Origin of the sequence: Moraxella marmotae (genome assembly GCF_042219885.1) — a bacterium.
GTDB lineage: Bacteria > Pseudomonadota > Gammaproteobacteria > Pseudomonadales > Moraxellaceae > Moraxella > Moraxella marmotae.
In genome coordinates this window covers 2119703-2133408 of record NZ_JBHJHR010000002.1, presented here as the reverse complement: position 1 = coordinate 2133408, position 13706 = coordinate 2119703, and the positions used below count along the sequence as shown (strand labels likewise).

Here is a 13706-nt window from a genome sequence, read left to right as displayed (position 1 = left end):
ACAAGCACAAGCGTGTGATATAATGCGTTAATTTCGATGACAGTTTGGGATTAAGTTCGGCTATGACGGATACTTCAAAAAACAACTCAAAAGACAATTTAAAAGAGCATTCACAAGACAATAAATTTGCAGACAAACAATCGCTGACAGCACTAAAAATGCATGGCGAGAAGATTATTTATGCGGTGCTTATCGTGCTGGCGGTGTTTTTTGGTTGGCAATACTACCAAAAAAACTATGCCAAAATTGATACAGTGGCGGCAGATGCTTATACCAGTATCGCATCTCGTGATGAGCAAATTTTACAAGCCGCCCAAAATCCTGAGCTGGACGATGCCGCTAAGCAAAAACTTGCCAAAGAAGAGCAGTCGCTATTGGCAGATATTGATGGCTTGGTGGCAGCTCACGGCGATACTGCCTATGCTTGGCAGGCGTTGATGATTAAGGCGCGCCATCAGTCAGACAGTGGCGATGTCAAGGCGGCGGTGGCGACACTGGAGCAGGCCATGGCGATGCCGATTGATGACGAAGGTTTGTTGGCTGTTGCCAAGATTCGCCATGCTCGTGCGATGCTGGCAAGTGGCGATGCCGAAGGGGCGTTGGCGGCGGCCGAGCAGGCATTGCCAGCGGCTTTTGAAGCATCACGCCAAGAGCTGTTGGGCGATGTGTATGTTGCCAAAAATGACCTTGATAATGCCAAAAAAGCCTACATGAGTGCTTGGGAAGCCTTGCGTGAACGCCAAGAAAACCGTGCGGTATTGGCACTAAAATTACAATCGTTGGGTGTGAGCGTTGAGCCGATTATTCCGACACAAGTTACTGCTAAGGTTGATACTGCTGATGCTGCTATTGATAACCAAGCCAGTCAAGGCACTGATGGCGATAAATCAAAAGCAGACACACAAACACCACAAAGCGGCAATTAATGTTTAGCAAGTGTCATTTATAATCATTAATTCTCAAGTTTACTATCAAGTTTATTGCTAGCAGTGACTAACAATTATTGACAATTACATAAGAAGGACAGGGTATGTATCATCATCTTATCAAGACAACTTTGGTTGTGGCGATGGCAGTTGCGATGGCTGGCTGCGGCACAAAGGCAATCAAGCCCACCGAGCGTAAGCCTGCCAAATTGCTTAATATACAATCGCCTGTTACGGTGCTGACCCAAGTGTCAAGCATTCGCCTAGATCAAGGCAAATCCACGCTCAAGCGTAGCCGTGCCAAAGCTCGTGATGTGATTGATTTGCAAGTTGCACCGACTGCCGATGGCGTGATTGCTGCCAGTCGTGGTGGCTTGGTCAGTGCCTTTGTTAATGGGGCGACAGTTTGGCAGTTAAATGTCGATGATGCCATCACCAGTGCGGTGGGCATGGATACGGCAGGGTCGTTGGCGGTGGTGGGGACACGCTCAGGTAAGATTGTCGCCATTGATGCCAAAACTGGTACAGAGCGTTGGTCGGTAAACTTGCCATCATCAAGCCTAGCACCAGCCTTGGTTACTGCCCAAGTGGTGATTGTCAGCACAAACAGCGGCACAACTTATGGACTAAGCAGTGCAACTGGCGAAACCGTGTGGCAGTATAATGCCCAAAGCCCAAGCACCAGCGTGCGTGGCATGGCAAAACCGCTACAACTTGATGCCCAAACTGCCATTTTGGGCGGCTCTGATGGTCGTATCCATGCTTTGGACATTCACACAGGCGAACCGCTTTGGACACGCCGTATTGGCTTGGCAAAAGGCGTGGGCGAGATTGACAAATTGCGTGATGTGGACGGCACACCAGTATTTATCGGCAATCATCTATACGCTGCCAGTTACAGCGGACAATTGACTGGCTTTGATATGGCGACAGGTCGCTTGATGTTTGCCAGTAAATTGTCCAGCACTGACAGACTGGTGATTTTGGCAAATGCCATCATCGGTAGCAGCACCGATGGTGAAGTGGTCGCCTTTGATCGATTTACTGGTGATAAACTTTGGGAAAATGACGAGCTGAAATATCGCAGCTTGACCAACCCTGTCGCCATCGGAGAAAATATCGCTGTCGGCGACAAATCTGGCGTTATCCATGTGCTAAATAGTCAAGGCAAAATCATCAGCCGTGTCAGCACAAAAGGCGAATTGACCAGCCTGCAAGTGGTGAATAACCGCCTGTACACCCAATCTGCCAATGGCGTGGTGAGTGTTTGGCAATTTTAAACCCTCATGCTGACGGTATCCTTTGCTGCATTTTGGCGGCAAAGGTTTTGCTGTTTTTGGTTGTTGTAAATTGATTGTCAATCGCTTATTAACCATTTGTCAATTGCTTGCCAATCGTTTATCAATCAACTGCCAAATTCGTCGTTATTAATTATAAATTTATTAAAATTAATTAAATCCAATTGATTTTATACAAATTCAAGAGTGAATTATGAGTATCAAACCTGTCGTTGCCTTGATTGGTCGCCCCAATGTCGGCAAATCCACACTTTTTAATCAGCTGACCAGAAGTCGCCAAGCCTTGGTGGCGGATTTGGCTGGTTTGACCCGTGATCGTCAATACGGAGATGCACATTACGAAAATAAGTCATTTATTGTTGTTGATACTGGCGGCATCGGTGAGATGGACGACGGCTTAGGCAATATCGATGATTATATGGCAACGCAGTCGTACACGGCGATTCACGAAGCGGATATTGTGGTATTTGTTACGGACGCACGAGTGGGTTTGATTGGTGCCGACAGTGAGATTGCACGGTTTTTGCACGGCTTGGGTAAGCCTGTATTCTTGGTTGCCAATAAAATGGACGGCGTGCATGAAGCGGCATCGGCAGAGTTTTTTGCCCTAGGTTTTGGCGAGCCATTCCCCATGGCGGCAAGCCACGGCAAGGGCGTTGCCAATTTGCTAGAAGCCTTGACAGCGGATATGCCAGAAGATGAAGAAGCGGCAGAGCTTGACAATCAAGCGTTAAAACTTGCCATCATCGGCCGCCCCAATGTCGGCAAATCGACCTTGGTCAATCGCTTGCTGGGCGAAGATCGGGTGGTGGTCTTTGATATGCCGGGTACGACACGAGACAGTATTTACATTCCTTTTGAGCGAGAAGGGCGAGATTATGTGCTAATCGACACCGCTGGCGTGCGTCGCCGTGGTCGCATTGATGAAAAGGTCGAAAAATTCTCTGTGGTCAAAACCTTACAAGCCATCAAAGATGCCAATGTGGTGGTCGTGGTCATCGACGCCAAAGAAGGCATCGTTGATCAAGATTTGCATATGCTTGGCTATGCACTGGACGCAGGGCGTGCAATTGTGGTGGCGATTAACAAATGGGACGGATTGACTCAAGAACAAAAAGACATGGTCAAAATCGAAATTGATCGTCGATTTAACTTTGTACCATGGGTTAAAATTCATCTGATTTCTGCTTTGTACGGCAATGGCGTGGGCAATTTATACCCATCAATTCATAAAGCCTATGATGCGTCAATGTTCAAGGTCTCAACCAACCAACTGACTCGCATTTTAGAAGATGCTGTCGCCAATCACCCACCGCCGATGGTGGGCGGCCGCCGCATCAAGTTACGCTATGCACACTTGGGCGGGCATAATCCGCCAGTGATTGTCATTCATGGCAACCAAACGCAAGCCTTGCCAAAAAGTTACCAAAGATATTTGGAAAACATCTACCGCAATGTGTACAAACTTGAAGGCACGCCATTGCAGGTTGAATTTAAACAAAATGCCAACCCTTATGAAGGCAAAAAAAATCCAGTCACCAAAAACAAAGCCAAATTGATGCGTGAGAAAAAGCGTATCCAACGCTTTAAGCGAGCGGAGAAAAAACGCTAATTTCCATTGAAAATATAAAAACCATCAGGGCAAATTTGGTTTGTGGTTTGTTTTGACAAAAAAACGGTGCATTCAGCAGATTGCACCGTTTTGTTTTTACGATTTAAATTTTTCAATCATTTAAAATGATATTAAAAAATGGCTGAATCGTCCGCTTGCCAGTAACTTGGATTCACCTTGCCAGCTTGATAAAGTTCACGAATTGGCGAAAAATTGCGGCGATGCTCTGGTAAAATCCCATGAGTCAAAATGGCGGTTTTGTGTTTGGCGGTTAGGTAGCCTTTGTGCGTCGCCAGTTGATATTCAGGATATTTGTCGGCATAAGCCAGCATTTGCCGATCTCGGTGAACCTTGGCGATGACACTGGCACAGGCGATACTGCTATGAGTGGCATCACCTTTGATGACGGTTTGATTTTGGTAAAATGATGCGGCGCAGCCACCGTCTAGGCTGGGGAATTGATGGCCGTCAACCAAAATGTGGGTCAAGGTTTTGTCCAGTTGGTGCTTGGCGACCAAAGTTTCAATGGCGGCACGCATGCCCAGCATGGTAGCATTTAGGATATTGATCTGATCAATGATTTTTCGTGGCACATCGACAATCACATAATCCAATGCCAAATCACAAATCGGCTCAAACAAGGATTCACGGCGTTTTTCGCTCAATTTTTTGCTGTCATTGAGCCATTTGATGGCAGTCGCTGACAGATCCAAATCGGCAAAATCACCGCTCAAGTCGGCAGGCAAAATCACCGCCGACACGGTCATATTGGCAAATAATGCCCCACGCCCAACTTCATCAATGCCAATAACCACAGGGGTTTTTGGACAGATGGTTGCATTTGGTTTGCTAACAATACTGCAAGCATTAATCAATGCGTCCGCAGCTGGCATGGTGAGTAGCATCATTCGTTCTCCGTTTCGTCAGCAAGATAAGCGTTTAGCACCGCATGAGCAGGGTTGTGCTGGCTGTTGGCTCGCAAGGCTTTGTTGGTTTGTGCCAGTTTGTCAATTTGTGAGTAAGGATTGTCCAAAATCGCCAAAGCCGCTTGGCTGACACGACAGGCGGTGGCGTCTTGTTGTATCAGCTCTGGCACGATGGCTTGCCCAGTCTGCTGATGCGACAGGATGTTAGGCAGCGACACATAAGGGATTTTAACCAGTTGCTTGGCGATGGCAAAGGTCAGTCGATTGACTTTATAGACGACGACCATGGGACGCTCTAGTAGCAAGCATTCCAAAGTTGCCGTCCCTGAAGCCAACAGCACAACATCGCTGACATTCATACAAAGATGGCTTAGGCTTGGCGGCTTATTGGTTGGATTAGTTTGAGTGGTTAAAGCATTATTATCAGCGGATAAAATGTGTATTTTATCCAATAGCTTTGGCTGTTTTTGGTTGATGAGCTGTTTTACCAAATCGGCATGGGCATCGCTCACCACTGGCAGGATAAATTGACATGCTGGCAGCGTCTGGCAAATCTGCTCGGCACTGTCCAGTAGCAGCGGCAAGATGGCATAAATCTCAGCATTGCGAGAGCCTGCCATCAGGCAAATTTTATGTTGGGCATTGCTTAGGCGTGCCAGTTTGTCATTGTTGGGCTGGCTGTCAAGCAGCTCACGCAGACGCACAGCATGATCACGCTCATCACTATGCAGCTGATTGAGTAGGGGGTGACCCACACAGACGGCAGGGTGGTTATGCTTTTTATAGACATCAAGCTCAAAGGGAAATAAGCACAGCACCAAATCGGTAGCTGCTTTGATATGATGAATGCGGTTTTCACGCCACGCCCAAACGCTGGGGCTGACATATTGCACACAAAAAATCCCATGACTTTTCAATGATTTACTCAGTCGCAAATTAAAATCTGGTGCATCAATGCCGACAAAAATATCAATGTTTTGGTTGAGTAATTCGCTCAATATTTGCTTTTTTGCTCGCAACAAGTCTGGCAGGTGCTTGACAACTTCCAAAAGCCCCATGACAGACAAACGACTCATATCAATCAGCGAAGTCAAACCTTGCCTTGCCATCGCCTGACCGCCAACGCCGACCCAGCGGATATTGGGATAGACGGCGTTCATTTTTTGCATAAAATCACCGCCCAAGGCATCGCCAGAGATTTCTCCTGCGACAATGCCAATGGTAATCGTGCGTTCGTTGCTCATGATGATCTCTTTTGTGTGTATCTGGTTATTATTAAAAATAATTAAACGATGAAAATTTAAATTGGCAAATTGACAAACTGCCCAATTGACAAATGATTAAACTGTGAATTTAATAAATATGCCAAATTAACTGCTCTTTTTTCGCTTGAGTAGCACCAGCACAGCACCATTGCCACCATCGTTGGCAGGTGCTGAGACAAATGCCATCACATCGACAATCTGACGCAGCCAGCCATTCACACAAGTTTTGATGATGGCATCTTTGCCCTTGCCGTGGACGATTTTGACCACCGTTTCGCCTTGACTTATCGCTTGATGAATCAGCAGCTGCACAGCATGGCGAGCGTCTTCGATACTTGAGCCGTGCAAATCCACCGCATCATACCAGCGTAATTTACCTTGCTTTAGCTGCTCAAAAACCTTGTTTTGTAGCGTGGGGTGCTTGTACGATAGATACGCTTCGCCTGCCACTGGGTTTAGCAGAGCTTGCATATCCGACAACACACCGCCGATGTCTTCACCACCTTCGGCAGCGGCACGGCGACGCAGGGCGTTTTCGTCTGCCTTAAGGGGTTTGTCGTGGCTGACTTGGGCATCGGTCTTTAGGGGGACGACGCCGCTCATTGCCTGCATAAACAACACTTTGTCTTCATCGACAGCATCGTGATTAAAGCGTTTGACTTCGTTGGCGACTTGTCTGGCACTGGGTAGGGCATCGCTTGTTGGCTTGCCCATACCATCAAAACTGCTATCGGCAGATTTTTTGGGCGTTTTGACCATTTGTTTTAGGTCATCTTGTAGCGATTTGGACAATAAATCTTTAAAACTTGGCTCTTTAAAATTTGACATAGTGATAAACTTAAAGACAAAAAGTGATTTGGACAGGGTGATTTGGGTAAATCATGGCAATTTTGACTCAAATAAAAGCCCAAATTTGGCAGTTTGGGCAAATATCTGCTGGCAAAATTGTCAAATCATTCAATTATAAAATCATTTATGAAATCATTAAAGCTACTTTAACACAAAAAACCGCCAAAATCAGCGGCTTTTTGCGATTTAAAGCCAAGTTAAGTCTTGGTAGAAATCTTGGCTTTGATTTTAATTTTGACTTTTGACTTCTAACTTTGGTCAATTAAGTCAATTAACGATTTGGCAAATGCTCTTTGACGGTTTTGGCAAATCGACGCAAAGTCTCAACGGTGGCTTCCCAGTCCAAGCAGCCATCGGTAACTGATTTACCGTATTCCAAATCCGCAAGGTTGGCAGGGATATTTTGGCGACCGCCTTTTAGATGGCTTTCAATCATCAGTCCCATGATGGATTTGTTGCCATTGACGATTTGCTCAGCGACATTTTGGATAACCATCGGCTGCAGATATGGGTCTTTGCCGCTGTTGGCATGGCTGGCGTCAATCATGATTTTGCCATTGGTTTTGCCTTTGGCAAGCTCATTTTCGGCAGCAGCCACGGCCGTTTGATCGTAGTTTGGCTTGTCGTTGCCGCCACGCAGTACCACATGGGCGTAGCGGTTGCCTTTTGATCTGATGATGGCCACTTGACCATCGCCTGACAGTCCCAAAAAGCTATGTCCAGATTGCACCGCTTGCATGGCATTGACCGCCACTGTCATGCTGCCGTCTGTGCCATTTTTGAAGCCGACAGGGCAGGACAAGCCAGAACTCATCTCACGGTGCGTTTGGCTTTCGGTGGTGCGAGCACCAATGGCAGACCAGCTGATCAGATCTTGCATATATTGTGGTGTGTTGGGGTCGAGTGCTTCGGTGGCACATGGCAGACCTTTTTCGTTCAGCTCTAGCAGCAGTTTGCGGGCGATGTGCAGCCCTTTTTCGATATCAAAGCTGTCATTCATATCAGGGTCGTTAATCAGACCTTTCCAACCAGTGGTGGTGCGGGGTTTTTCAAAGTACACACGCATCACAATGAACAGCTCATTTTTTAGCTCTTCTGAAAGAATCCGCAATTTGTCAGCGTATTCATGGGCGGCAACTGGATCGTGAATCGAACACGGACCGACAACGACCAGCACACGCTTATCAATGCCATCAAGGATATTTTGAATGGTTTGGCGACCGTTTAGTACGGTTTGGTAAGCGGTGTCAGACAGTGGCAGCTCGCTTTTTAGGCGATTTGGGGTAATCAGCGGAATAAATTGTTCGATATTCACGTCATCAATTTCTTTATGTTGTGTGGTAGGTTGGCTCATACATGGCTTCCTGTTTGTATGGATTGGGCAACAAATCATGAATACAGCATGAAGATAATTGCACAAATATAAAATCCACATTATGCCTGTTGTTGCCGCTGATTACAAGCACAAAAGTCGCTTTTGTACATGAAAATATAACAAATAGTTATGAAAAATATTTCTAAGCAAGACAACCAATGTTTTGCTATCAAAAATCGCCGAGCGAAAATGCAGATTATTGGTTTTTTGATGGTGAAAATTATGCTATCATAACACCTTATTTTTTGTAAAGATTTGTGATTATGAAAGCATCAGATTTAACCTATGCTGATATTCAAAGCATCGTTGCCGAAGATTTTGCCATCATGGATAAGCAGGTTTTTGGCAGTTTAAATTCCAAAGTGCAACTGGTGATGAGCGTGTCTAAACATGTCATCGATGCTGGCGGCAAGCGAATGCGTCCCCTGATTACGCTTTTGACCGCGCGAATGTTACAAGACAGCCAAAGCCAGCAGGCGATGCAACTGGCGGCAATTACTGAGATGCTGCATACGGCGACATTGGTGCATGATGATGTGATTGATGCTTCAGGACTCAGACGGGGCAAGCCGACAGCGAACGCTACTTGGGATAATGCCACGGCGGTTTTGGTGGGGGATTATTTGATTGCTCGCTCATTTAATTTATTGGTTGGATTTAATAATTTGCCGCTGCTTAAGCTGTTTAGTGATGGTACTTGCGACATTGCTGAAGGTGAAGTTTTGCAGCTGCAACACCAGCACAACCCTGAAACTCAAGAAGAAGATTACCTAAAAATCATTGATGGCAAAACATCACGCCTATTTATGATGGCAACACAAGGGGCGGCACTGCTCCAAGGTCGTGAAGAAGTTTTGGCGGATTTGGGGGCATTTGCGTATCATTTTGGTAACGCCTTTCAGATGATTGATGATGTGCTGGACTTTAGCGGTGATGCGGCGGTAATGGGCAAGAATTTGGGCGATGATTTGGCAGAAGGTAAGCCGACCTTGCCGATTATCAAAACTTTAGAATTACTAAAAAATACCAACCATCAAGCCTATGATAAATTACGCATCGCTGTACAGACTGGCAAGGTCGATGATGCCCATGAACTGATCGCCTTGGTGCAGTCATCAGGTGCGTTGGATTATTGCAAATCTCGTGCGTTATCAGAAACTCAACTGGCTCAGCAAGCACTACAAAACTTGCCCGATAACCGCTATCGCACAGGCCTGTATCAGCTGACCGAGCTTGCCAGTGCTCGTTTGGTGTGATTGATTAAAATTTAACATTTATTAAAATTTAAAACCCAATTAAAAAGTTAAAATCAAATCTGATAGCAACAAAAAAAAGTGCCGTATTCAATCCAATGCAAATACGGCACTTTTTATTTTAGGTTATTTCGGTTGATTGCAATCGATACGAATCTTAGAATTTAGCAAAATTTGGATAAATTTGCCCAATTTATAAAATTAGTCCAGCTTAATTTTGTCTTTTAATAAAAATTCCATCAAGGCTTTTTGGGCGTGTAGGCGGTTTTCGGCTTCGTCCCAGACCACGGAGCGTGGATCGTTGAGCAAATCAAAGCTGATTTCTTCGCCACGGTGTGCAGGCAAGCAGTGCATAAACAGCACATCAGGATCGGCCTTATCTAGCATGGCAGGGCTGACTTGATAGGGTGCAAAGCGGCGAGCTCGAGTCATTTGTTCAGACTCTTGACCCATGCTTGCCCAGACATCGGTGGCAATCAGGTGTGCGCCTTTGGCAGCTTCTTGCGGGTCTTCGACATAAGTGACGCAGTGGCTGTATTCTTCGATAAGCTCAGGATTTGGCTCAAAGCCATAAGGGGCGGTCACTCGCAGATGAAAACCAAACTGATGTGCTGCCAAAATGTACGATGCACACATATTATTGCCATCACCAACCCAAGTGACGGTCTTGCCTTTGATGCTGCCACGATGCTCATGAAAAGTCTGCATATCCGCCAGCAGCTGGCATGGGTGAAAATCGTCGGTCAAAGCATTAATCACTGGCACAGACGAATGCTCACAAAACAGCTGCAATTTGGCATGCTCAAAGGTGCGAATCATGATGATATCGACCATGCTTGAGATGACTTTGGCAGAGTCTTCAATGGGTTCACCACGCCCCAGCTGGGTATCTTTTGGTGATAGGAAAATGGCATGGCCGCCAAATTGACCCATGCCTGTCTCAAAAGAAATGCGAGTGCGGGTTGATGATTTTTCAAAAATCATGCCCAGCGTGCGGCCGACAAACGGTCGGTAAATTTCGCCACGGTGCTGCATTTGGCGTAACTCACTGGCACGGCTGATGATGGCTTGCAGTTCAGCAGGTGTCATATCTAAGAGATTGCGAAAATGGCGTACGGACATGGCGGACTCTTTCCTTTTGGTCGGTCAAATTTGGTTGATTTGGTTTAAGTTTTTGGTCGAGTTATGGTCGATTATGCAAGCCAAATCATTTTGGTTAAGTAATTTGAGCTAAACAGTTTAAATCAGATAATTAAATTAAATAATTTAAACAATCAAGCAAACTGGCTCAAACAAACTTGTAGTATAGCACTGCTTGGCTGGCTTGACCATAGTTTGCGTGCATTTTCGTGGAGATTTTTGCTAAAATGTTTTTGTTAAAATTATTCTGCCAGAGTATCTTGTCAAAGCATCTTGATAAAACATTCTAGCAAATTATCACGGCGATGGCGGATTTTGTGAGCTTTGGGCAAAAATAATGCAAATATTTGTGTAAACAAGCGTATATTTTTACAACTTGTTACACTTATTTGTGATAAAATTGGAGAAATTTGACAGGATAGCGGCGAACAGGCGACAACCTGACGAACAACCAGTTTATTTTAGAAGAATTTAGGAGCGTAATGATGGCAATTTATCTAACCGCCACAGGCATTCACACCCCAGCCGACAAAATCAGCAATGACGAGCTGGTGGCAGCATTTAACACTTATGTGGACAATTACAATCAGACACATGCTGACGCCATCGCTGCTGGTGAAAAGGTAGCGTTGCAATATTCATCGAGCGAATTTATCGAAAAAGCATCTGGTATCAAATCACGCTATGTCATTGATAAAAAAGGCATTCTTGACCCTAACATCATGGCTCCCATCGTCCCAGCACGCAATTTGGGCGAAGAGATGTCAGTGATGGCACAGATGGGTCATGCAGCCTTGATGCAGGCACTGGACAATGCTGGGCTACAAGCCGATGAGCTTGATGGTATCATTTGTGCATCATCAAATTTTCAGCGTTGCTATCCTGCCATCGCCATCGAGATTCAGCACGCCATCGGCATGACGCATGGCTTTGCCTATGATATGAATGTGGCGTGTAGTGCGGCGACTTTTGGCATCGCACAAGCGGTGGGCAGCATCAAGGCAGGTCTGGGTAAAAAAATTGCCGTGGTCAATGTTGAGATTACTTCGGCACATCTAAACTGGCGAAATCGTGATAGCCACTTTATTTTTGGTGATGTGGCAGCAGCAAGCATTGTTGAAACACTGGATACACCAAAAGGCTATGAAATCCTTGATAGCAAATTGTACACGCAATTTTCAACCAACATCAAAAACGAATACGGCTTTATGGATCGCAGCGAATTTTTGGCGGCAGGCGTGCCAATGTATGGCGATTTGCAAGAGCCTGTAACTGACAAGCTGTTTTTGCAAGAAGGGCGCAAGGTGTTCCGTGAAGTTTGTCCAAAAGTGTCGGAAATCATCACCACACACCTAAGCGAAAATCACATCACACCAAGCCAAATCAAGCGTATGTGGCTGCACCAAGCCAATATTAACATGATTGATTTGATTTTGCGGACAGTAGTCGGTAAAGATGCCGATAAAGGCATTGCCCCTGTGGTGATTGCCGAATATGGCAATACCAGCTCGGCAAGTCCTGTAGTAGCATTTCACGAAACCCAAGAAGGCGTTGCAGCTGGCGACATTTGCGTGATGTGTTCGTTTGGTGCAGGCTACTCAATTGGCTCTGTACTGCTAAAAAAAAGTTTAAATTAAATTTAAACCAAATGGCTGAACCAAAACAGCCAAACCAAAAGCAAGCATTGACCGAATTTTGATAAGTCGCTGTGGCAATGTGGTGAATTTGCCTGATTTTGTCCAATTTTCCCAATTTGCTAAGGCTTATATATAAAAGTGTTATCAAATTGTTAAATTGTGATAAAATCAGCCATCAGCCATTGTCTGGCGACGGTCAAACTTGTATAATTATCAATCAAATTCATTGATTAATCCCATCGCTCATCGGTGCATTCTGAGTGGGCGATTTTTATTTGAAATAAAGTAAAGGTCATTATGCGACATTTTATCTTTGATATTATTTTTACCATCGTCTGCTTTGCCATCGCTGCATGGTGGGGTTATAGCCATGGCGGTGTGTCGGCGATGCTGCTGGCATTGGGTATTACTGCGATTTTGGCGGTGATGGAAGTGTCGTTGTCGTTTGATAATGCCGTGGTCAATGCGTCAATCTTAAAGGGCTGGAATGATTTTTGGAAAAAAATCTTTTTGACTATCGGTATGTTGATTGCGGTTTTTGGCATGCGTTTGGTATTTCCAATCGTCATCGTGGCAGTCACGGCAAATCTGGGCATGATGGAAGTGGTTACTTTGGCATTGAATAATCCTGCCGAGTACGCCGAGCATCTCAAAGCACATCATGCCGAGATTTCGGCATTTGGTGGTATGTTTTTGTTGCTGGTTTTTTTAAAATTCATCTTTGGCGACAAGGACATTCATTGGTTCCGCTGGTTAGAATCACGCTTGGTCAGATTTAGCAAAGTTGATGCGATGAGTGTGTTTGTGGCACTGGTGGTGCTGATGATTTCGATGAGCTGGGTCGAAGAAGCCAAGCAAAGCGTGGTCATGCTGGCAGGCATTTGGGGCATTTTGGTGTATTTGGGCGTGAGTGTCTTGTCGGCACTGCTTGAAGGCAGCAATGATGACGCCGATGACGAAAGCAGCCAAGTTACCAACACCGCAGGCGTGTCATCAACGATTCTAAAAGGCGGCATGGCAGGGTTTTTGTACCTAGAAGTACTGGACGCATCGTTTAGCTTTGACGGCGTGATTGGTGCATTTGCCATCACCAATGATGTGATTATCATCATGCTTGGCTTGGCGATTGGAGCGATGTTTGTGCGTTCGATGACGATTTATTTGGTGGACAAAGGCACATTGAGCGAATTTGTCTATCTGGAGCATGGGGCGCATTATGCCATCGGTGCTTTGGCGATTATCATGCTGCTTTCTACTCGTTTTCACATTCATGAGATGATTACTGGCTTGATTGGCGTGGCGTTTATTGCTTTGTCTGTCTTCAATTCTATCCAATACAATAAAAAACAAGCCAAGAAACACGCCTAAATGACCGTGAAAGCAAAAACACCAGTTTGTGGCTGGTGTTTTTTTTGATTGTTGGTT

The 13706-nt window shown here is 45.4% G+C and carries 11 protein-coding genes; 6 read left to right on the top strand and 5 right to left on the bottom strand.

Going from position 1 to position 13706, the window contains the following annotated elements; translation table 11 throughout:
* Positions 1–62 precede the first annotated feature (62 nt).
* From ACFBZI_RS09885 to der, 3 genes are all read left to right on the top strand, one after another.
* A complete protein-coding gene (locus ACFBZI_RS09885) occupies positions 63–926 on the top strand; it encodes a YfgM family protein (protein ID WP_375716163.1) in 864 nt (287 codons plus the stop codon).
* A 104-nt stretch (positions 927–1030) separates the two neighbouring features.
* Entirely contained in the window at positions 1031–2206 is a 1176-nt protein-coding gene (bamB, locus tag ACFBZI_RS09880; RefSeq protein WP_375716162.1) for an outer membrane protein assembly factor BamB, read from the top strand.
* Positions 2207–2417: 211 nt separating this feature from the next.
* On the top strand, positions 2418–3836 hold the full coding sequence (der, locus tag ACFBZI_RS09875; RefSeq protein ID WP_375716161.1) for a ribosome biogenesis GTPase Der: 1419 nt from the start codon (positions 2418–2420) through the stop codon (positions 3834–3836).
* Positions 3837–3967: 131 nt separating this feature from the next.
* On the opposite strand, the gene rnhB is transcribed toward der, so the two are convergent.
* The 4 genes from rnhB to ACFBZI_RS09855 form a co-directional block, all read right to left on the bottom strand.
* Positions 3968–4744: a ribonuclease HII gene (gene rnhB / locus ACFBZI_RS09870; RefSeq protein ID WP_375716160.1), complete on the bottom strand. Its 777-nt coding sequence runs from the start codon at positions 4742–4744 to the stop codon at positions 3968–3970.
* A complete protein-coding gene (lpxB, locus tag ACFBZI_RS09865) occupies positions 4741–6006 on the bottom strand; it encodes a lipid-A-disaccharide synthase (RefSeq protein ID WP_375716159.1) in 1266 nt (421 codons plus the stop codon). The genes rnhB and lpxB overlap by 4 nt, the downstream gene beginning before the upstream one ends.
* A gap of 126 nt (positions 6007–6132) precedes the next feature.
* Positions 6133–6855, bottom strand: coding sequence for a Smr/MutS family protein (locus ACFBZI_RS09860; protein ID WP_375716158.1), 723 nt, complete (start codon positions 6853–6855; stop codon positions 6133–6135).
* A 292-nt stretch (positions 6856–7147) separates the two neighbouring features.
* Complete coding sequence (locus tag ACFBZI_RS09855) at positions 7148–8230, bottom strand: 3-deoxy-7-phosphoheptulonate synthase (RefSeq protein WP_375716157.1); 1083 nt, start codon at positions 8228–8230, stop codon at positions 7148–7150.
* A gap of 284 nt (positions 8231–8514) precedes the next feature.
* On the opposite strand from ACFBZI_RS09855, the gene ACFBZI_RS09850 reads away from it, so the two are divergent.
* Positions 8515–9507 carry a polyprenyl synthetase family protein gene (locus ACFBZI_RS09850; RefSeq protein WP_375716156.1) on the top strand — a complete coding sequence of 331 codons (993 nt, stop codon included), beginning with the start codon at positions 8515–8517 and terminating at the stop codon, positions 9505–9507.
* Between the two features lie 198 nt (positions 9508–9705).
* Here ACFBZI_RS09850 and argF read toward each other — a convergent pair whose 3' ends face one another.
* Entirely contained in the window at positions 9706–10626 is a 921-nt protein-coding gene (gene argF / locus ACFBZI_RS09845) for an ornithine carbamoyltransferase (RefSeq protein ID WP_375716155.1), read from the bottom strand.
* A 503-nt stretch (positions 10627–11129) separates the two neighbouring features.
* On the opposite strand from argF, the gene ACFBZI_RS09840 reads away from it, so the two are divergent.
* Together ACFBZI_RS09840 and ACFBZI_RS09835 are read left to right on the top strand one after the other, a co-directional pair.
* Entirely contained in the window at positions 11130–12281 is a 1152-nt protein-coding gene (locus ACFBZI_RS09840; RefSeq protein WP_375716346.1) for a beta-ketoacyl-ACP synthase III, read from the top strand.
* A 297-nt stretch (positions 12282–12578) separates the two neighbouring features.
* Positions 12579–13649, top strand: a complete 1071-nt coding sequence (locus ACFBZI_RS09835; RefSeq protein WP_375716154.1) for a DUF475 domain-containing protein — start codon at positions 12579–12581, stop codon at positions 13647–13649.
* Positions 13650–13706 lie beyond the last annotated feature (57 nt).